23 protein-coding genes are annotated in these 20989 nt (G+C 36.2%); 8 read left to right on the top strand and 15 right to left on the bottom strand.

The genetic code is table 11. The features are described from left to right. Window positions 1-40: 40 nt before the first annotated feature. The gene (locus B7E05_RS11995; protein ID WP_080874429.1) at window positions 41-1027 is read right to left on the bottom strand and encodes a sensor histidine kinase; all 987 of its coding nucleotides are present in this window, start codon (window positions 1025-1027) and stop codon (window positions 41-43) included. Between the two features lies 1 nt (window position 1028). Continuing rightward, entirely contained in the window at window positions 1029-1700 is a 672-nt protein-coding gene (locus B7E05_RS12000) for a response regulator transcription factor (RefSeq protein ID WP_080874430.1), read from the bottom strand. A 425-nt stretch (window positions 1701-2125) separates the two neighbouring features. On the opposite strand from B7E05_RS12000, the gene B7E05_RS22440 reads away from it, so the two are divergent. The 4 genes from B7E05_RS22440 (at window position 2126) to B7E05_RS12010 (ending at window position 3649) form a co-directional block, all read left to right on the top strand. Further along, window positions 2126-2296, top strand: coding sequence for a hypothetical protein (locus B7E05_RS22440; protein ID WP_245833076.1), 171 nt, complete (start codon window positions 2126-2128; stop codon window positions 2294-2296). 3 nt (window positions 2297-2299) lie between these two features. After that, window positions 2300-2509 (top strand): hypothetical protein, encoded by a 210-nt coding sequence (locus B7E05_RS22445; protein ID WP_245833077.1) that lies wholly within the window; start codon window positions 2300-2302, stop codon window positions 2507-2509. 631 nt (window positions 2510-3140) lie between these two features. Continuing rightward, window positions 3141-3332 carry a hypothetical protein gene (locus B7E05_RS12005; RefSeq protein WP_143833227.1) on the top strand — a complete coding sequence of 64 codons (192 nt, stop codon included), beginning with the start codon at window positions 3141-3143 and terminating at the stop codon, window positions 3330-3332. After that, the gene (locus B7E05_RS12010; protein ID WP_080874432.1) at window positions 3332-3649 is read left to right on the top strand and encodes a type II toxin-antitoxin system PemK/MazF family toxin; all 318 of its coding nucleotides are present in this window, start codon (window positions 3332-3334) and stop codon (window positions 3647-3649) included. Before B7E05_RS12005 ends, B7E05_RS12010 begins: the two co-directional genes overlap by 1 nt. Before the next feature lie 465 nt (window positions 3650-4114). On the opposite strand, the gene B7E05_RS12015 is transcribed toward B7E05_RS12010, so the two are convergent. Further along, complete coding sequence (locus B7E05_RS12015) at window positions 4115-5314, bottom strand: alpha/beta hydrolase (RefSeq protein WP_179134529.1); 1200 nt, start codon at window positions 5312-5314, stop codon at window positions 4115-4117. 482 nt (window positions 5315-5796) lie between these two features. Between B7E05_RS12015 and darT the strand changes: the two genes are divergently transcribed. Together darT and darG are read left to right on the top strand one after the other, a co-directional pair. Continuing rightward, window positions 5797-6426 (top strand): type II toxin-antitoxin system toxin DNA ADP-ribosyl transferase DarT, encoded by a 630-nt coding sequence (darT, locus tag B7E05_RS12020; RefSeq protein WP_080874434.1) that lies wholly within the window; start codon window positions 5797-5799, stop codon window positions 6424-6426. A 12-nt stretch (window positions 6427-6438) separates the two neighbouring features. Next, complete coding sequence (gene darG, locus B7E05_RS12025) at window positions 6439-7470, top strand: type II toxin-antitoxin system antitoxin DNA ADP-ribosyl glycohydrolase DarG (RefSeq protein ID WP_080874435.1); 1032 nt, start codon at window positions 6439-6441, stop codon at window positions 7468-7470. A gap of 233 nt (window positions 7471-7703) precedes the next feature. On the opposite strand, the gene B7E05_RS12030 is transcribed toward darG, so the two are convergent. The 7 genes from B7E05_RS12030 to B7E05_RS12060 form a co-directional block, all read right to left on the bottom strand. After that, on the bottom strand, window positions 7704-8180 hold the full coding sequence (locus B7E05_RS12030) for a DUF3267 domain-containing protein (protein WP_080874436.1): 477 nt from the start codon (window positions 8178-8180) through the stop codon (window positions 7704-7706). A 202-nt stretch (window positions 8181-8382) separates the two neighbouring features. Next, the gene (locus B7E05_RS12035; RefSeq protein ID WP_245832918.1) at window positions 8383-8637 is read right to left on the bottom strand and encodes a hypothetical protein; all 255 of its coding nucleotides are present in this window, start codon (window positions 8635-8637) and stop codon (window positions 8383-8385) included. Further along, window positions 8612-9847, bottom strand: a complete 1236-nt coding sequence (locus B7E05_RS12040; protein WP_080872281.1) for an IS91 family transposase — start codon at window positions 9845-9847, stop codon at window positions 8612-8614. The genes B7E05_RS12035 and B7E05_RS12040 overlap by 26 nt, the downstream gene beginning before the upstream one ends. 125 nt (window positions 9848-9972) lie before the next feature. Continuing rightward, entirely contained in the window at window positions 9973-10227 is a 255-nt protein-coding gene (locus tag B7E05_RS12045) for a hypothetical protein (protein WP_245832918.1), read from the bottom strand. Then, window positions 10202-11437 carry an IS91 family transposase gene (locus B7E05_RS12050; RefSeq protein ID WP_080872281.1) on the bottom strand — a complete coding sequence of 412 codons (1236 nt, stop codon included), beginning with the start codon at window positions 11435-11437 and terminating at the stop codon, window positions 10202-10204. The genes B7E05_RS12045 and B7E05_RS12050 overlap by 26 nt, the downstream gene beginning before the upstream one ends. Window positions 11438-11726: 289 nt before the next feature. After that, complete coding sequence (locus B7E05_RS12055; protein WP_080876290.1) at window positions 11727-12023, bottom strand: hypothetical protein; 297 nt, start codon at window positions 12021-12023, stop codon at window positions 11727-11729. A 339-nt stretch (window positions 12024-12362) separates the two neighbouring features. Further along, complete coding sequence (locus B7E05_RS12060; protein WP_080874437.1) at window positions 12363-12719, bottom strand: DoxX family protein; 357 nt, start codon at window positions 12717-12719, stop codon at window positions 12363-12365. A gap of 430 nt (window positions 12720-13149) precedes the next feature. Here B7E05_RS12060 and B7E05_RS12065 point away from each other — a divergent pair, with 430 nt between their 5' ends. Beyond that, window positions 13150-13575 carry a hypothetical protein gene (locus tag B7E05_RS12065; RefSeq protein ID WP_080874438.1) on the top strand — a complete coding sequence of 142 codons (426 nt, stop codon included), beginning with the start codon at window positions 13150-13152 and terminating at the stop codon, window positions 13573-13575. A gap of 185 nt (window positions 13576-13760) precedes the next feature. Here B7E05_RS12065 and B7E05_RS12070 read toward each other — a convergent pair whose 3' ends face one another. The 5 genes from B7E05_RS12070 to B7E05_RS12090 all read right to left on the bottom strand — a co-directional run bounded on the left by B7E05_RS12070 (window position 13761) and on the right by B7E05_RS12090 (window position 19622). Continuing rightward, complete coding sequence (locus tag B7E05_RS12070; protein WP_245833079.1) at window positions 13761-14435, bottom strand: LysM peptidoglycan-binding domain-containing protein; 675 nt, start codon at window positions 14433-14435, stop codon at window positions 13761-13763. 53 nt (window positions 14436-14488) lie between these two features. Continuing rightward, window positions 14489-15097: a uridine kinase family protein gene (locus B7E05_RS12075; protein WP_179134530.1), complete on the bottom strand. Its 609-nt coding sequence runs from the start codon at window positions 15095-15097 to the stop codon at window positions 14489-14491. A gap of 365 nt (window positions 15098-15462) precedes the next feature. Beyond that, entirely contained in the window at window positions 15463-16512 is a 1050-nt protein-coding gene (locus B7E05_RS12080) for an NAD(P)/FAD-dependent oxidoreductase (protein WP_080874440.1), read from the bottom strand. Window positions 16513-17111: 599 nt separating this feature from the next. Further along, window positions 17112-18851: a GMC family oxidoreductase gene (locus tag B7E05_RS12085; protein ID WP_080874441.1), complete on the bottom strand. Its 1740-nt coding sequence runs from the start codon at window positions 18849-18851 to the stop codon at window positions 17112-17114. A gap of 21 nt (window positions 18852-18872) precedes the next feature. Further along, window positions 18873-19622: a gluconate 2-dehydrogenase subunit 3 family protein gene (locus tag B7E05_RS12090; RefSeq protein WP_080874442.1), complete on the bottom strand. Its 750-nt coding sequence runs from the start codon at window positions 19620-19622 to the stop codon at window positions 18873-18875. Between the two features lie 514 nt (window positions 19623-20136). Here B7E05_RS12090 and B7E05_RS12095 point away from each other — a divergent pair. Next, window positions 20137-20961, top strand: a complete 825-nt coding sequence (locus tag B7E05_RS12095; protein WP_080874443.1) for an alpha/beta hydrolase — start codon at window positions 20137-20139, stop codon at window positions 20959-20961. Window positions 20962-20989 lie beyond the last annotated feature (28 nt).

The following is a 20989-nucleotide window of genomic DNA, read 5'->3' on the forward strand; positions in this document are numbered from 1 at the left end:
TGACATTTCTCCTTTGTTTCTAACATTTTTGTTAGATTGGCTATTCTGTTGTCATTTGTTTATCATCAAACACGATAGAAACTTTTGTTCCCTTTTTAGGTTCCGATTCAATTTTTATTTGATGCCCCAATTTCGTCAGGATTTGCTTGGAAAGGTAAAGTCCAATTCCACTGGCGCTCTTATGCTCGCGTCCTGTAAACCCTGTGAAATTTCTTTCAGCTACACGCGGAATATCTTCCGGGCGAATACCGATTCCTGTATCCTCTATCACGACAGCATTTTCATCCAAGTAAATCGAAATAGCACCTTCGTTTGTATATTTCAACGCATTGGATAAAATTTGTTCGAGCACAAAGCTCAGCCATTTGGCATCAGTAACGATGCGTTGATCTATCCCGTCATAATGAACAGATAGCCTTTTGCGAATAAAAACAGAAGCATATTTTTTGAGGCTTTCACGAATCATCGCATCCAAGTCCACCTTTTGAAAATGATAATCCGTCGAAGTACTTCCTAACCGTACATATTGTAATATCAATTCGACGTATTGATCGATTTTGAATAACTGTTCCTTCATTTCTTCCGTCACTTCACTATCTTCATCTTGAAGAATAAAATGCAGGGCTGAAATTGGTATCTTTATTTGATGGACCCACATGGTGAAATAATCTAAGATTTCCTGCTCGTTTTCCGCTTTTGTATTTTCCAGCTGAGAATGTGCTGCGCTCAATTTTTCCAGTAAATCCTGATAGTCACTTTCTATTAAATTCCCCGGCAGCGGCAATTGCTGTATCTCCATATGCGTTTGTTTTTGATGAAAGGTCAGATTCTTGTGTCTGCTGTAATAGTTATAAAAGTGAAAACCAGCGACTGCGATTCCAATAAATCCGCATACTGCCAGCCAAAGAAGAGAGCGTTCGAACGGCACCTGATACAAATAACCAATAAATATGTTTATCAAGCCAAACAAAATCCATAATGCAATCGGTACTTTATAATTGTTCAGATAGGTTAAAAAGATTTTCATATTATCCCTCAATGATATATCCTTCGCCTTTTTTTGTGGTAATAAAATTCTCTAAGCCCATTTGATCCAATTTCTTTCTCAGGCGATTCACATTTGTATATAGCGCGCTATCATCTACAAAGCTGTCTGATTCCCACAAAGTCATCATCAATTCATCCCGTTTGATAATTTCTCCTCTATTTTCCAGAAGCTTTTGAAAGATTTTAGCTTCATTTTTCGTTAATTCCGCAGTTTTATCTGCAATCGAAATGGTGAAATTATTTACATTAAAAATTAACCCTCGATGCTCCATTAAATTGCTAGTTCCGCTAAAATCATAGGTCCGGCGGAGAATCGCCTGTATCTTTGCCATCAGCACTTCCAAATCAAAAGGCTTGGTTATATAATCATCTGCCCCCATTTCAACGGCACGTACGATATTCAAATTATCCGAAGCGGAGGAAATAAAAATGATGGGCATTTTCGACACCTTCCGTATTTCCCCACACCAGTAATAGCCATTAAAAAAAGGGAGTGAAATATCCATCAGCACCAATTGCGGATCAAAAGCAATCACTTCAGAGAGGACATTTTGAAAGTCTTGTACGACCGCTCCTTCATACCCCCATTTTTCTATGTGTTCTTTTATCTTTTTAGATATGATTGAATCATCTTCTACGATAAAGATTTTCAACGTATCAGTCCCTTCCGATTACTGTTTACTTGTTTCGATTTTGTAATATATATTTTTGTAATCCATTATCTCAAGAATCTTAGGAGTGAATTCTTTTAAATATGTAGTCGGGAAACCAATTTTATCTTACCACGAAGTGTATTTTTTGGCTTCTTGCTAGAAGCTTTCTGGAACCTCGAGCATAACCAAGGTTTTTTAACTATAATAAATCCAACTGAAAATACTGTCCAGTTGGATTAGCTTAATCGATAGAATAGAGATGGACAATTAAATGTCAAATAAGCTTCCCTGTCGTATAATGTTTATAGAAAGTACTTCTCTAGTCTTTTTTTGTGCGTAACTACGATTATAAAAGAATTGCAAAAGATTTTTTATAGCTTTAAAAGAAAATTTATAACGTAACCCTATTCATAAGGAGCGTATACATGTCTACTTCCAGGAATTCGCAAGAGCAAACAACGGACAAACTGCCTTGGCTTGGATTATTAGCTCTTTCCATGGCAGGTTTTATTTGTACTATGATGGAGACTGTTCCTGCAGGACTGCTTTCACAAATAAGTGATGGATTGAATGTATCAAACGCTTACGCTGGATAATTGGTGTCTTTTTATGCACTTGGTGCTATCGTTGCTGCGATTCCTGTTACATTTGCCACACAAGGATGGAGACGCAAACCCCTGTTTCTTTTTGCAATCCTTTTATTTCTTATTTTTAATAGCGTTACCGCTTTCTCTTCAAATTATATAGAGTACAACCGTTTGGAATATTGCTATTGCCGGTGGCGGTATCATAGGAGGGATTCTTCTTGATTATATTGGCAGCGAGTCCTTTCCAATAACAATTTTTTTATTGATTATCACTGCTTTGTTAATGGTATACTTCAATAAGAAATATGCCTTTCCGTCTCATTAAATTGTTTACTTATTTATTCACTTCATGCGTACCTTGTCCGGTTCTATACTTATCTATTTCTAATTCAATTATCTATTTCTTCAGTAATTTCATTCATTCTGTCAGTTATCAATTTCAAATTATAAAAAAGGGCCACTTATATCCTCAAAGCCTGCCCTCTTCTACCGGATGGAAAAAATCGGACACAAAAATGCTCAACCCAAATGCAAGCAGGTCTTTCAACTTTATGGAATCGGAAAGCTTTCCGTAAATAACTGCGCTATCCCATAAATCAGCATGTAGGAAGAAGAAACCCAGCTCATTTATACTTTGGAGAGTTTGAAATCCGAGGCAATCTCAAGTGCAACGATATTAAACATCGTTGCACTTATTGCGGATAATATAGAGGTAAAGACTAACCCTAAGTATCCTTGCTAGTTTCCATATTTATTGCTAAAATAAATATGTAGAATGACTATATTTTATTAAAATGCATATACTGATTACCATAAGGTGGTGATTGGAATGTGTAAAGAGGAGGACAAGAAAATGAACTCAACACTTAAAAGTCCTAATCATAAAGACATTCAAAAAGAGTATGATCGCTTATTAGCGGAAATTTCAAATAAAGTCGATAGAACAAAGCTATCGAAGAATAAACCACTTAAAATTGATAAAAATGGAAATGTTAATATCTCTCCTGATCATCCTAATTATAAATTCTGGACGGAGGATGATTAATGAAACCCGGTTATATATATGATTTAACTTATTCATATGAAGATGAAAAAGGACAGGGAAAGAATCGCCCTGTCTTAATTTTATTTATCCAAGAAGAAGATGGAACAGTACAAGGCTTAAAAATAACTGGTACTAAAAGAGAGCAAAATCGTGTTCCTATTAAAAAAAGTCCTAATTCAGGTCTCACTAAACAATCGTATGTTCAAATCGATTGTTCAGAAAACTTCGAATATGATGAAAGCATTAAACCTAGAGGAATGCTTGATCCATTGGAGTTTCTAGAAATCGTAGAGAAGTTTAATAATTATCAAAAGTAATACTATGTATATTTTGTACATAGTATTTGCCTTTCATTTTTTCACCTTTATCTATTCCAGAGTTTTTATCATGTAGATTAATCATTTTATCCACCAACTTATAATTGCCTACTAGTCTCCGAGTTGCTTTAACCTTTCAATATCAATATATCCCTTATCAAAATACAAGTCTTGATAGAAAATATCGGTGGTTTGCTGGAAGCCACATTTAAGCATATAATTTGTTTCTTTAAGAAATAAGTCCCCTGTATAATGAATAGTCAATGGATTTCTCTTCCTGCTTTCTAAGGTTATTGACAATTTGTATGTATGAACATACCCTCCATATTCTTGCAATGATTGCAATCTGCGTTATCATAAAGAAAAGCGAATTATAACTCCCTACTCCTACCTACAGCAAAGTAAAACAGCTAAATGTACTTAACTGTTATCGAGTTGCTGGAGAGCTTCTCTTACCAATAAGTCCTAGTTATATTCATTTAAAAATTCTTCTATTTTTTGTCTTGTTGATTGTGTAGTTATACTTTCCCAGTTCGTGTCATAACTATGGTCAGAAAACGGAAAATAATAAGCTTGATTGTCTACCTTATTTTCATCTAGTTTTTTATGCAATATCTCTATTTGCTCTTCAGGTACCACTTTATCTTTTAAACCGACAAATGAAATCGTGGGTGCAGAAGTTTCATTTACATACTGAATAGGAGACATTTGACGATAACGATGTTTGATTTCTTCTGTTTTTGGTTGGCCATCCATGAGCTGTTCAAGCAGTGGCTGAATAAATTCTTTACTATTCGTATCATCATAGAGTTGTAATAAATCCGATGGCCCATATAGATTAATAATAGAATTTATTTTCACTGTGGAATCGGAACCCGTTTCTCTGGAAATAAGACTGTTTTCATTTAATTCTGTATACCCAGTTAACAAGGCTAGATGCCCTCCTGCAGAAAATCCTATTAAATTAATTCTGTTTTCATCTAAATGATACTCATCTGCATGTTCAACAATCCATTTTAAAGCTGCATGTGTATCTGAAATTTGTTTTTGCCACATGTCTGGTCCATTTTGGCTGTATTCCACATTAAATACCACATATCCTTTCGAATTAAACCACCTGCTCCATGAGGAAACCTCACTTTTATCTCCACTGCTCCATCCCCCGCCATGAATATTTACGATAACAGGACGATTTTCATCATTAACTTTTGTATCCCATACATCCAGTAATAAATCTTCATCTTCCACAGTTTTATAAACCACATCTTCTTCTAAATCGGAATACGTATCTGTACCAGAAAAAGAGAATGTATAGTTATCCATCAATGCTGTTTCTGCGTCAATATGCTCTGCATAGTATTGGTTTTGAAACCCTGAAAGAAGCGCTATTCCTACAAAGGAAATACAGATGATTGCCCAAATCATTTTTAAAAATAATGCAGATTTTTTCCAAATAAGAAGGAGTAAAATAATGAAAGCTGCCCCGCCTAAAATGAATAATGCTACAGGAAATGTGAGCAAGTAAAATGAAGTTTGGCCTGAATAGGTACCATATCCACTAGTAAAAAATGTACGCCAAAGCAAAACAAGCGTTCCTGTTAGTACTAATAAACTGGCAATAATGCCTGTTATTTTTAATGTTGATTTTAATTTTTTAAATGTCATTTCATTTCTCTCTTTCATTCGTTTGTCTGGATAGCAGTACCCTGAAAAGAGATTTTTGAAACTAAAGCTTGTTTGTCACACTACTTTAAAATACTCTCATGTTACATACACTATATTGAATCCAACTGGCAGAGTTTCAGGATTTTTTCTATTGATTCTCTATTATCAAGTGACATCTGACGGTTTGCCAATATAGTTTTTTTGTAACTATGTATCTATAAAATAGCTTTTTTCATTTGAATAATTTCATTTGCTTAAAAATCGGATCATCATAGGAAGCAAAATGTTCTTTATTTTCTATTGCAATGTAGGTCACAAAATTTGAAAGAGATCTCAAAACTGCTTCTTGAAAATCAGGGAAATCCACAATTGTTTTTATAAACGTATATTCGAGCATTTTTGTAGTTGTATCATGTGATATAATAAATATAGAAAGTTATTTTATCTTAACACTGCTATTTTTAATTTCTGGAAGTGAATCTATGGAATCTAAATTGTTATATCATATAACAGATTATCGAAATCTACCGTCCATTTTGGTTAAAGGACACTTGGCAACTCATTCTTTTGTATCCTCGAAGCAAATGCCTTATAGTGATATTGCTCACCAGTCTATTCAATATCGACGGATTACAAAGAAAGTCGACGTGTACCCATATGGTGTACTACATGACTATGTTCCTTTTTATTTTGCACCTCGATCTCCAATGCTATATGCTTTAAGTAATGGACGTGTCGAAGGATTCCAAGGAACACAAGATGATATCATTTATTTAGTCACGAGCATAGACAACATTGTCAATCGTGAAAAAGAATTTGTCTTTACGGATGGTCATGCTATTATGTTCATTACAGAGTTTTATAACGATTTAAATGATTTAAAAGAGCTTGATTGGGATGTCTTGAAAAGCCGATACTGGAATGACACAAATGAAGATCCTGATAGAAAAAGAAGGCGCCAAGCTGAATTCTTAGTATATCATTCTGCAGAATTGGATTTATTTTTGGGTATTGGTGTGCGCAACAATGATATGAAGCATAAAGTAAATGAAATACTGAAAGAATATAATGTAGATATGCAAGTACTCACTAGACCATCTTTTTATTATTAAGAGGTGAATAAGATGATTGAATATAAAAAAGGAAATTTATTAGAAGATACTTCAGAAGCACTTGTTAATACGGTCAATACTGTTGGCGTAATGGGAAAAGGAATTGCTTTACAATTTAAACAGGGATTTCCTGACGTTTTCCGGGAATATGCAAGAGCATGTAGAAATAATGAAATAAAAACAGGTCAAATGCATGTTGTACCTAACAGAACACTAGATGGAATTGGACCAAAATATATTATTAACTTTCCGACGAAACAGCATTGGAAAGAAAAATCGAAAATGCATTATATTACGGAAGGTCTACAAGATCTTGTAAAAGTAATTGATGAATACAATATTCAATCCATTGCAATTCCACCACTTGGTTGTGGAAATGGAGGGTTAAGCTGGGATAAAGTTAAGGCATTAATTGAAGAAACATTTGCAAACTCATCCGTAACCGTACATGTTTATGAACCAGCAGGCAGTCCAAAACCAGCTGATATGAAAGTTGGAACGAAGAAACCGCGGATGACAACATCAAGAGCTTTATTATTAGCTTCATTAGATAACTATAAAGGTACAGGGTACCGATTATCATTATTAGAAGTACAAAAAATTGCTTATTTTCTTCAAGAATCCGGGGAACCCCTTAAGCTTAATTTTGAAAAGAATAAATATGGACCTTACGCAGAAAATTTGAATTTTGTCTTACAACGATTAGAAGGTCATTTTATTCGTGGATATGGGGATCGTAATACAGAGTCGGAAATATATTTAATACATTCCGCTGGAAAAAATGCGTATGCCTTTTTAAAAAATGATCCAGATAATATGAAACGGCTCGAAAAAGTAAATGAAGTCATTCATGGTTTTGAAACACCCTATGGGCTGGAATTACTTGCAACCGTTCATTGGGTTCTTAAAAAAAACAAACCGAATTCAGATGAAGACCTTATTCAAGCCATTCATAATTGGAACGAACGAAAAAAGAGATTGTTTCCACCTAAGCATATTTTAAAAGCTTCAAAACATCTACAACAAGTACCAATGTATAAATAAATTTCAGAAAATCAAAGGGCAATCCAAATTAGATTGCCCTTTCCTTCATAAATACGTTATTAAAACGGCGTATCATTTCAGATCATTGTGACTTTAGAAAAACTAAATAAAATTGCTTAACCCTTTACAATGACGGAATAGCTGTAATCAGCAACGTTGTGGTGTTGATTACATTGAAGTTAGAAGCCCTCTCGGCTAATTATGATAAATATTGATGCCTTCGGAGGTGTCCTCTACGATAATGTTTTTATTTTTAAACTAGGCTTATTAAGTAACCCGATAAAATAGAAATCGCCGACACAACCTGCTGTGTGAACAGCGAATAATAAATACAAAGCATAAGCATTAATTGGAAACAGAGAAGCTATTGTCAGTAAGCAAGTAATAATGATAAAAGGCATTATGCAAATCACTATAAAAGGCAATTTCCCATAAGTGTTTCCTGGATTTGCAGCGTAAAGCATACCGCTCTTCATTCCGTATTTCACTTTAGATCCAGGTGCAAACAGTTTAAAGAACGTCCCATGGATTAATTCGTGAAAACAGAACAGCACAAACATACTGACTAAAAATAATATAAGATTAAGAATCGTAATTTCCGCTGCACCTGCTGGTAAAATAAATATTCCTAAAGTAAAAACCAGGATAAAGATAATGAGCGACCAGATATTCAACCATATGACTATTTTCTTTTCTTTTAAAATATTCACTTCTTTTAATCGTTCGATAGTAATTCTCCCCCCTCTAAAAAGTTACAGTAGTATAAGCAGAATTTTTCTCTCTGTTGCGTTCATTTGCTTCGTTTTGATTTATTTCATTAACGCTGCTGCTGATCTCATAAGATGTTCTTCCAAGTAATAATTGACATAGAACAAAATCGCTAACGCGACTAAATCACGTCCCAAGTAGATGCTAATCACTTGGGACGTTTTTCGCTTCAATCATAGTGCCATTACAATGCGGACAATGAAGTTCTACTTCATCCCTATTATTTTTATCCACACTAAATTCACCAATGATATACTCCGGGACTTCATCGGTTCCATGGCAATCTAAACATTGAAATAATATGATCTTCATTTCTTCTTTTAAGCCAAAAGGATCCTCTTCGTCCAGCCAGTCTGGAAAAAATTCATCTGATTTATCCGGCTCTTTTGGGTTTGTCAATTCCGTATCTCCTCCTTCTTTCTTTCTCTACATCCTCCATGTAATGATAAATCCACCCATAGTCAGCATGCCATATTCCAATGAGCTCCATCTGTTTACGGCAACACGGACATTCCAAAGGGTCCTGTTCAAATGATTCTATCATACGTTGACGGTATGTTTTTTTCTTACGTTTTGCTTCCAAAAGAAACGAAATCTGCTTCGTTCTCATGAACGCATATAAACTCAATATTTGTTGTGCTTTACGATGAGCCCTTCTACTATACAGTCCATACCTCCCAACCATTCGAAAATGCTTTGGTGGAATGTGTTGTAATATTTCAAATAAGAACCTGTACACTGGAACCTTTTTATCTACACGTTTTCCTGTTTTATGATCCTCATACCAGTAATGAACTGTTTCCCCATCATAAGATTCAATACGATATTCGGCGATAGCTGGTCGAGCTAAATATCTGCCGATATACTTGGCTACACGCTTGGCATTGTTCATTTTCTTCTCTGCATTGACATAAAAGCCTTTCGGATACCTTTGATATAACTCATTAATAAGTTCTATGATTTTCGGTGTTGCAGGAAACCACTTCTTCAACAAATCTAAGACAACTTTTTGCCAGGACTTTCTTAAAAAATCATAAGGAACATATCCATTATTAACCCATTCATTTTGATTATCTAACGCACCTTCTGTCACCAATGCATGTATGTGAGGATTAAACTTTAAATCTCTTCCAAACGTATGAATAACCGTAATAATCCCTGAACGGAAGCCTCTTTTCTTACCTTTCTTTTTATTATGGTACTGAAATACTTCGGCTACCTGTTTACTTAATTCATTTAATTTTTTTCGGTCATTGTAAAATATGTTTCTTAACTCTCGTGGAAGTGTAAAGACCATATGGCGATGCGTAACATTAAATATCATTTCCTGTTGTTTGTCTGACCAGTCATCCGTATACTTTTTCCCACAACGGTGGCATAGTCTGCTTTTACAAGTAAAACACACGAATTTAGGAGAAGGATCCCCTTCACATCCTAAACACTCATAACGAGCATACCCTAAATCACGTGTCCCACAGCGAATTGTTTTTTCTACCGTTTCTTTTATATGTTCACGATACGTTTTCGGAAAACGATCAGCATGGAACTCCCAAAATCCAGCAAAATGGTCTTTTAAGATTTCTTTAATAACTCCGCTTCCCTTTCTCATATCTCTACCCCTCCAGTGAGTTAATAAAAGTTTAACATAAAAGTTATCCACAGCTAGAGAATTTTATAATTTCCTAGACAANGAACAAAATCGCTAACGCGACTAAATCACGTCCCAAGTAGATGCTAATCACTTGGGACGTTTTTCGCTTCAATCATAGTGCCATTACAATGCGGACAATGAAGTTCTACTTCATCCCTATTATTTTTATCCACACTAAATTCACCAATGATATACTCCGGGACTTCATCGGTTCCATGGCAATCTAAACATTGAAATAATATGATCTTCATTTCTTCTTTTAAGCCAAAAGGATCCTCTTCGTCCAGCCAGTCTGGAAAAAATTCATCTGATTTATCCGGCTCTTTTGGGTTTGTCAATTCCGTATCTCCTCCTTCTTTCTTTCTCTACATCCTCCATGTAATGATAAATCCACCCATAGTCAGCATGCCATATTCCAATGAGCTCCATCTGTTTACGGCAACACGGACATTCCAAAGGGTCCTGTTCAAATGATTCTATCATACGTTGACGGTATGTTTTTTTCTTACGTTTTGCTTCCAAAAGAAACGAAATCTGCTTCGTTCTCATGAACGCATATAAACTCAATATTTGTTGCGCTTTACGATGAGCCCTTCTACTATACAGTCCATACCTCCCAACCATTCGAAAATGCTTTGGTGGAATGTGTTGTAATATTTCAAATAAGAACCTGTACACTGGAACCTTTTTATCTACACGTTTTCCTGTTTTATGATCCTCATACCAGTAATGAACTGTTTCCCCATCATAAGATTCAATACGATATTCGGCGATAGCTGGTCGAGCTAAATATCTGCCGATATACTTGGCTACACGCTTGGCATTGTTCATTTTCTTCTCTGCATTGACATAAAAGCCTTTCGGATACCTTTGATATAACTCATTAATAAGTTCTATGATTTTCGGTGTTGCAGGAAACCACTTCTTCAACAAATCTAAGACAACTTTTTGCCAGGACTTTCTTAAAAAATCATAAGGAACATATCCATTATTAACCCATTCATTTTGATTATCTAACGCACCTTCTGTCACCAATGCATGTATGTGAGGATTAAACTTTAAATCTCTTCCAAACGTATGAATAACCGTAATAATCCCTGAACGGAAGCCTCTTTTCTTACCTTTCTTTTTATTATGGTACTGAAATACTTCGGCTACCTGTTTACTTAATTCATTTAATTTTTTTCGGTCATTGTAAAATATGTTTCTTAACTCTCGTGGAAGTGTAAAGACCATATGGCGATGCGTAACATTAAATATCATTTCCTGTTGTTTGTCTGACCAGTCATCCGTATACTTTTTCCCACAACGGTGGCATAGTCTGCTTTTACAAGTAAAACACACGAATTTAGGAGAAGGATCCCCTTCACATCCTAAACACTCATAGCGAGCATATCCTAAATCACGTGTCCCGCAACGAATTGTTTTTTCTACCGTTTCTTTTATATGTTCACGATAAGTTTTCGGAAAACGATCAGCATGGAACTCCCAAAATCCAGCAAAATGGTCTTTTAAGATTTCTTTAATAACTCCGCTTCCCTTTCTCATATCTCTACCCCTCCAGTGAGTTAATAAAAGTTTAACATAAAAGTTATCCACAGCTAGAGAATTTTATAATTTCCTAGACAATAAAAAAACTAAAAGCTTAGCTACTGCTTGTTGATCCATGGTCAATCACTTTTATGATAATTTTCTGCAATTTATGTATAAAGTTCAATGATATAAAAGTATTTCACAGCCTCCCTTACATTTCAATTTCATGGAAAAATAAGAACTTCCCATCATGAAGAAGTTCTTATTATTTATATTAAAGTGACCATTTCTATAAGTCAGTTAATTATGAATGAACTTCTGGCTTTTTACTGTAAATTTCATAAGCAACATAGCCGAGTAATAAACCTGTTCCAGCTCCCAAACCGAAAATAGATAGTAAGGAAATTGGAAAAATCGCGCTGAAAATAATAGCAAAGGCACAACCAGCTGTCATTCCAAGTGGTATTAGGCTATCTAATAACTGTTGAGCTCCTTTTGATTTTTTCTTACCTAGAGTACCTTTTTCATATTTATGTTTCATTCGCATAACTACAAATATTGCAATCCCACACACGAGTACAAGAGGTAATAAAACACGCATAATTTCTAAAGCTGAGTTCAAATTAAAACCTCCTCTCTTTCATTTGTAAACATTTTCTATTTAAACGATACCCTTTAGCATGGTTATTAAACGTAAGAAGATAAATGCTATTCTATGTATCAAGACTTGTAATCAAACAATGATTGATCTGAGAAAATCTAGAAACATTAATTGAAATAGACTTACCTCATGAACCAAATATTGAAAACAAAGAATAGCACCAATATACAAGTAGCATAATGAATAGAAGCTTACCTTATAAAATATAATAAATAGAAATCACAAAAGTCACCCACTTATTTCGTTTAAGTAGGTGACTTCTGCTTCCTTATGAAAAAGTTATTTACGCAAGGTTTCTATAAAATTAAGCGTATTTAAACCGCACAATTTTAATGCCTTTTTGGAGCCGTCTACGCCATGTCCGGCTTCAAGGTGTTTAAAAATAGCGCCGCCAAGAACAATATTGATCATCAGCGCACCAATTCTTGCAAATTTTTTCCCTGATTTGGATATTATTGATATAAATAAAAATATGGAACCAATCATTTCAAGAAGGCCTGCAAACTTCATTACCCTTTTGGATAATTTAAAACCTTCTTTAAATTGCGTTGCAGCCTGGTCATCACCTTGTACCTTTGGTATGCTGCTTTGAAATAGTGTTTTTGCGACATAACCATTAGAGAAATGTTGTAGCATATCTGTTCACTCCTGCGTCTATTTGTGTATTTTTTAACATTTTTCCATGTTTGATGATAGATAATGGTAAAAACATTAACATCGTATATCATATCAAAATCATCTGCAACATCCAAAGGTATTGTTTGCAAAGTCGACTTCTGAAACCGACGCCGACTACAAAGACTTACCAAAATAGCATTCTCTTGTTTCAAACTTACACAATCCAGCAAATATAATGATAAGAAGGCTTATTTAAAAGTCTATGCCAACCCAAGTGCATCATTTAGTTCAATAGGCGCTCCCAGGCAGGATTTCTTGTTCATTGCATATAGTAAAGTTAGCTCTTTTATTTTTTCTTTCCTTCGTTTTGAAACGTTTATATATGACTAGAAGGTAACTGCGCTTTATGCTATGATAATATAAAACTATCTCCAAGGAGAGTCAAATTATGCTGATTATGCAAATCCTTTTAATCGTAATTATTATCATTGGAATTCTATATTTAATATTTTTACGTAAAAGAAATAAATTTGACCCATCACAAACACGACGAGATCCTTTTGAAGTTCTTTTAGAAGCTCAGACGATGTTCGATAACGACGAAAACAATGCATCCCCCCTAAAATTTATAAAGATAATGAAATATGTGCGAAAAGAAACCGGAATGGGTTTCTTTGAATTGAAAAGATATGTAGATAATGCTGCATCTCCATATCAAAAATTAGAAGACCCGGAAATTGTACAACATTTAAAGGATTTGCTCCAAAATCCTGAAGACGAGCATAAAGCTGTTACATACGTGCAGGATTATAGTGGACTAAGTCCCGATAAGGCAAGGGATTATATTGATAAATTCAAAAAGACACTTATGTAAATTTACCATTTTCCGTGATAATGTATAGAATAGTCTACATAACAGAATGGATGGGCAATTTAACAAGACAGCACACACAAAGAAAGCAACCAACCTATATGTAATCCATAGGTGGTTGCTTTCTTTTATTGTAAATTACGGTAAGGTTATTCATGCTCAATAAATCAATAAGCTAGTTCTTAACCTTAATATGTCCAAACTTTCCCTTGAAGCTCTTGCACTCCAAATTCCAGTGCATCATCCAAATCTTCCTTATAAATATCTAAATGGCCATTTGTAATAGCACTCCCGCGGTCTTCACATACGTAAGTTTCATCCAACTCCGGGATATGTATTTTCGTACCAAAAAGAAGAGACTCTGGACATGCAACAGTGTTTCCTTCCTCTACCTCTTCACCGGATGCTGTTATTCCATAGCCGGGATCACCAGGTTCTTTACCAGTAGATTCTTCTCCAGCTGTATAAGCTGTTACTGTAAAAGGAGTTCCATCTTCATCCGGTATTTTTATTGTTTGCCCGGCTTCAATAGAAGCAGAATCTGAAATGGATGGATTTGCTGCAATGATAGCATTGGCATCTACTTGGTAGTTCTGTGCGATACGGTATACGTTATCTCCTGGCTGCACCTCATATTGCTTTTCAGCAGAGGCCACCCCTGCGAAGAGAACGAATCCAGCCAAAGCAATCATAATCGAAAAAATAGACTTAATAATAACACCTTCCTTTCCATTGTGATAGTTACCCTTTACCCGCCGATTTAACTTATAAACTTGAATTCTATCGATATAAACATTTTTAATATAATTGTAAACAAAATGAAAAAATAGAAATACTTTTTCATTTTGTAAATTATTTTTCATTATCGAGCGTACGATAATTCTTTTTAACCTTTTTCACTCTTCTAAACGATAAATTACGGATTAGTCACAGTTAAATCATAAGATGACGGCGGACACAATACAGAGAAATAGTAATCCTCTACTGGATCCCATCTCATATGCCAATCCGAATCTTCATTACCCTCTCTTATATTATGTCTATGGCGGCGAACTTCGGGTAACAGATCCACTAGAATCTTAAAATCGACCACATCAGATAATTCAGGCAGTGAGCTATAAATGCCATCAAGAATAATGACCACGGAAGGCTCTTTGGATATGCAGGATGATGAGAGGCCGTTTTCAGTAGAAAAGGAAAAAGGATGATATTGAACATTCTGCCCTGCTAGAAGTGGTAACAATGCTTCCGTACGTATACGTTGCCAGTCGATACACTTGCGACACTTCAAATCCAATGTATAGCTATCCCATTCATCGTCCGTAATTGTTGCATCAAAAAACGCATCACACTGAATGACGGTAGCTCCTACATGCGAAGCTACTTCAGCGGCTAACGTCGATTTTCCTGCACCACTCCCTCCGTCCAAGGCCACCACCAAAGGTTTGGTTCGTCCTTTCAGGCGTGTTTGTATAGCGGCTACGATTTGCTGCGCAGCTGTCTTCTTTATTTCGTTCTTTTTCACGATTATCGCTCCTCTGAATCCAGTTGTAATATCCAATTATTCGTACACTAACACATGTGATTGCATAAAACCTCATTCTGCTTCTTTCTTCATATTAACCATATTTCTTTCTCTTAATGATTATTCACTTTTACCTTCTAAAAGCCAATTTTCAAACGTATACGTTATTCCTAGAAGTGGAGTTCCTATTCTTTTTCGATAAAAAAATTCCCCCTTTCATCTTTTTCTAAAGACGAACAGAGGAAGTATTTGCATATCAAAACATATACGTAAGAAAATTGCATTCATTTGATTGTCTATTATGGTAGCAGAACGCATTTGCAAGTCAAGCTTTATTAGAATATGGTTTTTATCCCATTCATTCCTTAGCTTTTAGTGTATAAATGAGAAAGCAGCTCTCTATTTTTTTCATCAAATTTAGCATTATGAGAAGATACCCTTGCTTTTGCATACGCATCAGGCTGAATATATAATTTTGCCTGATTCACAGCATTTGCCGCATCCGTATAAGCACCAGCAATTAAACCAACTTTACCTTCAAAAGATAAGATATCGCCAGCAGCATACAATCCAGTTACATTGGTTTGAGCTTTGGCAGATCCTTTTACGAAGAAGTCATGCTCCAGTTCCACTTGTAATGCGCTCTCTTTAATAAATGTCAACTCTCGATCGTACCCATAATTAATAATTAAATCATCGGCTTCTATTCGCATTTCATCACCGGTTTTTTGATTTCGGGCCAAGACTTCTGTAATACGATGATCCTCCCCATCGGCAATCAGCTTCTCAATCTCGGTGTTTTTATAAATGTTGGCTGAGGATGCTTCCAGACTAGCAATATGCGCTTCCATTGCTTTGAATGCGTCACCCCGATAAATTAATGACAGTTCCTCCACAATAGGTTCCAGTGCATTTGCCCAGTCAAAGGCGGTATTTCCACCACCAGAAATGATAATTTTCTTGCCCTTGAAATCATCCAGGCTTTGTATTGTATAATGCAGATTACTTACTTCAAAACGTTCTGCTCCTGCTATATCTAATTTAATTGGCTCTACAATACCGCCACCGGTTGCCAAAATAACGGTTCGACTAAAGTATTCTTGTCCTGTATTGGTCGTTACGACAAAAAGGTTCTCCTTATTCTTTTCAAGTTTTTCTACTTTCTCATTACAAATAATTTCCGGATCAAAGGTACGTGCTTGCGCTTCCATTTGATGCATCAATTGTGCACCTGTGATCGGCGTCACACCACCTACATCCCAAATTATCTTTTCCGGATAAATGTGAATTTTGCCTCCGAGTTTTGGCTTGAATTCGATAATACGTGCAGATAAATCTCGCATGCCGCTATAAAATGCTGCATATAAACCAGCGGAACCGCCTCCAATAATGGTTACGTCTTTACATTCTGTCATTATTTAACAACCTGCCTTTCGTTCATGTATTTATTTAGCACCCTTTTTCACTTCTTGCCGGAGATTTTTTGCTCAATGATGGTAAACTGATTCTTTTATGGAGCGGCATTTTAAGCAAATGTACTGTTATGTAGATGGAATGCCCCCTCCCTGTTGAGGGCTATGTTCTATGTCTAAAACAGAAATGGATTATTCCATGTATAGGACATGGCCTGTTTATCACCGAATGTTATTGTCACTCCAAGTAGTATACTCTATTATAAAATTGAGGGAATCTCTATCAAGTCTCTAAAGTCTCTATATGTTTGGTTGGGGGTAACACAATGAGTAAGCTGAGAAATTGTAAAAAATTTTGATAGAGAAACCTCATAATTGAATGATAATGATTCTCATTATCATTGTCAACATTTAATTGCAAGATAATCTGATTTATTTAGGAAAAGTGGGTTGGCTGTAGCTCCAATTTCCTTTGCAAATAGCCATTTGCAATAAAAATCAAGAAAAAAGAACTATGTGTTTGTTTCTCTTTAAATGACTAGCAGCACGTATTCCAATGAATGATGGAATACGTGCTGCTAGTCATTCTATATCGATTGTCATTAAACATGCTGGCTATTATTATTCGTCTGGACCAGTTGGCCTCCCTCATCAAGAAATGTAATAATCCCTTCCGCTGCACGGTACGCTAGTGCACCAACCGTACCAGTAGGGTTGTAACCGCCATTATGCGCAAAAGCAGAAGCACCAACAACAAACAAATTATCCACATCCCACATTTGCGAGTAATTATTAACTGCAGAAGTATCTGGATCATCGCCCATAATGACACCGCCTGTATTATGAGTGGTTTGATATGGAACAATATCATAATGTTCACTGATTTCTCTCACATCCACTTTATCCGCACCCATCTCTTTCAAGATATCTCCGGCTTTTTCCGAAAGATAGCGATGTAAGTTTCGATCCTGCTCGGTAAAGTCATATGTTAACTTCAATAAAGGATTACCGTAGGCATCTTTATAATTTTTATCCAAACTTAAGTAATTATTGCGATGCGGCATGGAAGCTCCTTGTGCACTGACAGATAAGGAGCGGTTGAAATAATGTAATGACTGTTCTTTAAATTCCCTGCCCCATGATGCCGTGCCCTTTGGAACTGGGTTGCTTTCAATTGGCCGGCGCCCTGTTTGTGTAATTGATAAGGAACCGCCATGAATAAAATCCAAATCTTTGTGATCGAAATTATCTCCATTGTAATCATCTACGGTAGCTCCAAGCGAGCCGGCCCCCATAAAAGTGTTAAACTTCTCATTTTCAAAGAAGCCCGTCGCACCTGCGCCGATTTGGTAGCAATAATTTTTGCCGATAACGCCTTTTCCTGTTTCGGGATTATATGGTTCGCCAATTTCTGATTGGAGCAGCAAACGCGTATTATTTAATACATAGCTGGTCAAGATGACAACATCTGCGAGTTGTTCAAATTCTTCTCCTGTTTGCACATCGACATAACGGACGCCAGTTGCCTTCCCGTCATTATGAAGAATCTCAACAACATTGGAATCTGGCCGTAATTCAAAGTTCCCCGTTTTCTTTGCCGTAGGAAGAACAGTAATATTAGGACTGGATTTCGCCCCATATTCACAACCAAACCGCTCACAGAATCCACAATACTGACAAGCATTGATTGTTTCACCATCCGGATTTTCATACGCCTCAGATAAATTGGCGGAAGGCATCTGGACGGGATGGAGTTTTAAATTCTTCGCAGCTTTTTTAAAACGATCCAGGATGGGAGAGCTTTTCATTGGCCCTGTCGGATAAGCGTTCTCTCGAGGAGCCCCCATTGGATTCTCTTCCCCGCTGATACCGGTGGTTTGTTCAAATTGGTAAAAATAAGGCTCTAACTCTTCATAAGTGATTCCCCAGTCTTGTAACGTATAATCGTCACTAAGCTTGTCCTTTCCATATTTCTCATCTGTTTTTGATTTGATTTGCAAGTCATATGGCAAGAAACGCCAAGTATGGCCATTCCAATGATCACCAGCTCCTCCGACTCCTTCTCCGAGAAGAAAGGAACCTAATTGTCTCATGGGCAGGGCATGTTCATCAGGATTATTTCGAAATGTGATGGTTTCTTTTGAGGTATCTTGCATCAGCCCATACCGGACAGCGTAACGATATTCATCATGTATCATTTGAAAATCCTCTGTTCCTCTGTCACTGCCCCGTTCCAACCCAACTACTTTATACCCTTCCTTTGCCAGCTCTGCGGCAATAATACCACCGGTCCAGCCGACTCCAACAGTAACTGCGTCTACTTTGTCCAATTTTTTTGCCATTAAAAAAACCTCCTCATCGTATTACAAATGATCGTTTAATGCTTTTGGTTCCATTTCTATAAACTTTTCATCTTCAATTTTGTCGTTATAACTCATTTGACTGCCCGGGTACTCTTTCATTTTCCAACCGCGCATCTCGTCATTCCCGCCATATAAAGGATCAGCATAGGCGCCTGCAAGCGTGGCAGATCGCAGCATATTGAAAAATGCAGAGGAGGCGACCCCTTTTAATGTCACTTCATCATTTTCAAATTTCTGCAATATCTCATCTTGCTGTTCTCCTTCCAAGTCTGTGAATGACGTTTCATGTTTCTTTTGACTTTCCTGCTCCAATGCGCGAATTCCTTGCATAAAAATTTCATGACGTTTTAATGCGGATTGATACCCTTGAAAAGGAGTTCCAGTTCGAAACGGTCCTTGCATGTATTCGTTATCATTATTTCCATATGATCCTGCCAATTGATGATCAATAAAATAAGGGACTCCAAGCGCTAAAGCACCAGGTCCATTATCATCTTCCGGAAATATACGCTCCGTTGCTGCACCAAGCGTATTAAAATCAGCATGCCTTGTGAAATACATTAAGGCTTGGTTGAAATTCCCTGCTTCTTTCACAGAAGGTGCAGGAGCTTGTTTCGATCCTGAACCACCAAAATTCACGCCAAACACAGAACCTATCAAACCACCGCCAATAAGACCTCCCGCTACATAACTGGAATTCTTTACAAATTTTCTGCGTGACAACTTCGACCCCTTTGATTCTTCAGCCATTTTACTTCCCGCCTTTCTCAAACTGTTAAACTACTTTCTATTTCGTGTATAAAAAATGGGAATATCCTAAAGCTGTGTGCCCCACTTTAGGTGTCTATATAACAAAATAGGAAATACCTATAGAGTCTCAATAAAACGCATTTTATATGAGTTACCAGGGTATAAAACCAACAGTAAAATTTATCCATTCATATGTGACAAACATATACCTTCCTTCATTTCATTGATTGATACATGTATATGTCTTCTCTTATTGTCTTATACCTTATTAGATTAAAAACAAAAAGTTATGTCTCTGTTTTAAGTGAACATAACTATGGATACAACTATGAGGAAGGATTCATTTGGCGTCTATAGTGTGCAGCTTATTAGCATAATCATTATGAAATCTACAATCTTTCAACCATCTTTCTTGATGGATTATTTCTTACAGATTGCAAATTGTAACGATTAACCGTATTATCAAAGGATAAGCTACTGAAAACGGAACCCTGTATGAAAGGAGCAAAATAAATTGAGTATGATTGAATTGGAAGGTGCAAACATTCATTATGAAACAATAGGACAAGGACCTATTTTAATCTTTATTCCAGGTGCGAATGGAACGGGGGATATTTTTATCCCTTTAGCAAAACAATTACAGGACCAATTTACTGTCATTGCTGTAGATCGTCGAGGTTATGGGCAAAGTAAATTAACGAAACCTTTGCCTAAATATGCAGAGGACCCTCATAACCAGTATCGCGTAAAATGTGACGCGGAAGATATTGCTGCTTTAGCCAAACATTTAAGCAATGAACCAGTCTATATTCTGGGTTCCAGCTCAGGCTCTATCGTCGCAATGCATGTATTAAAAGAGCATCCTGACATTGTTAAAAAGATTGCCTTTCATGAACCGCCAATCAATTCTTTTTTGCCGGACAGGAAAAAATGGCAAGAAGAAAATGAAGACATTGTGCAAACAGCCTTCCATCAAAATATGAATGTAGCGATGAAAAAATTTGCTACAGCATTAAATGTGGCTCCTATAGATGCAAAGAGTATGTCAAAACCTGCTGATACAGATGGAGATTCTAAAAGAGTACAAGAAATGCTAAATTGGTTCCGTTATGAAATTCGTCAATATACAAGTTCAGATATCACTTTAGATGATTTCCAACCATATATTGACCGCATTGTCTTATTAAATGGATTGGATTCAAAAGGTTCTTTTCCGCAAGATGTTAACCAATACATTTCTGAGCAGCTTGGTTTAGAAATTATAAATATTCCTGGCGGGCATTTGGGTTATATTCAAAAGTCGGAAGAATTCGCAAAAGCGCTAATAACAATGTTCTAAATAAACCAATCTCCCCTGCTGAAATATT

The organism is Oceanobacillus timonensis (genome assembly GCF_900166635.1).
In the GTDB taxonomy this organism is placed as follows: Bacteria; Bacillota; Bacilli; order Bacillales; family Amphibacillaceae; genus Oceanobacillus; species Oceanobacillus timonensis.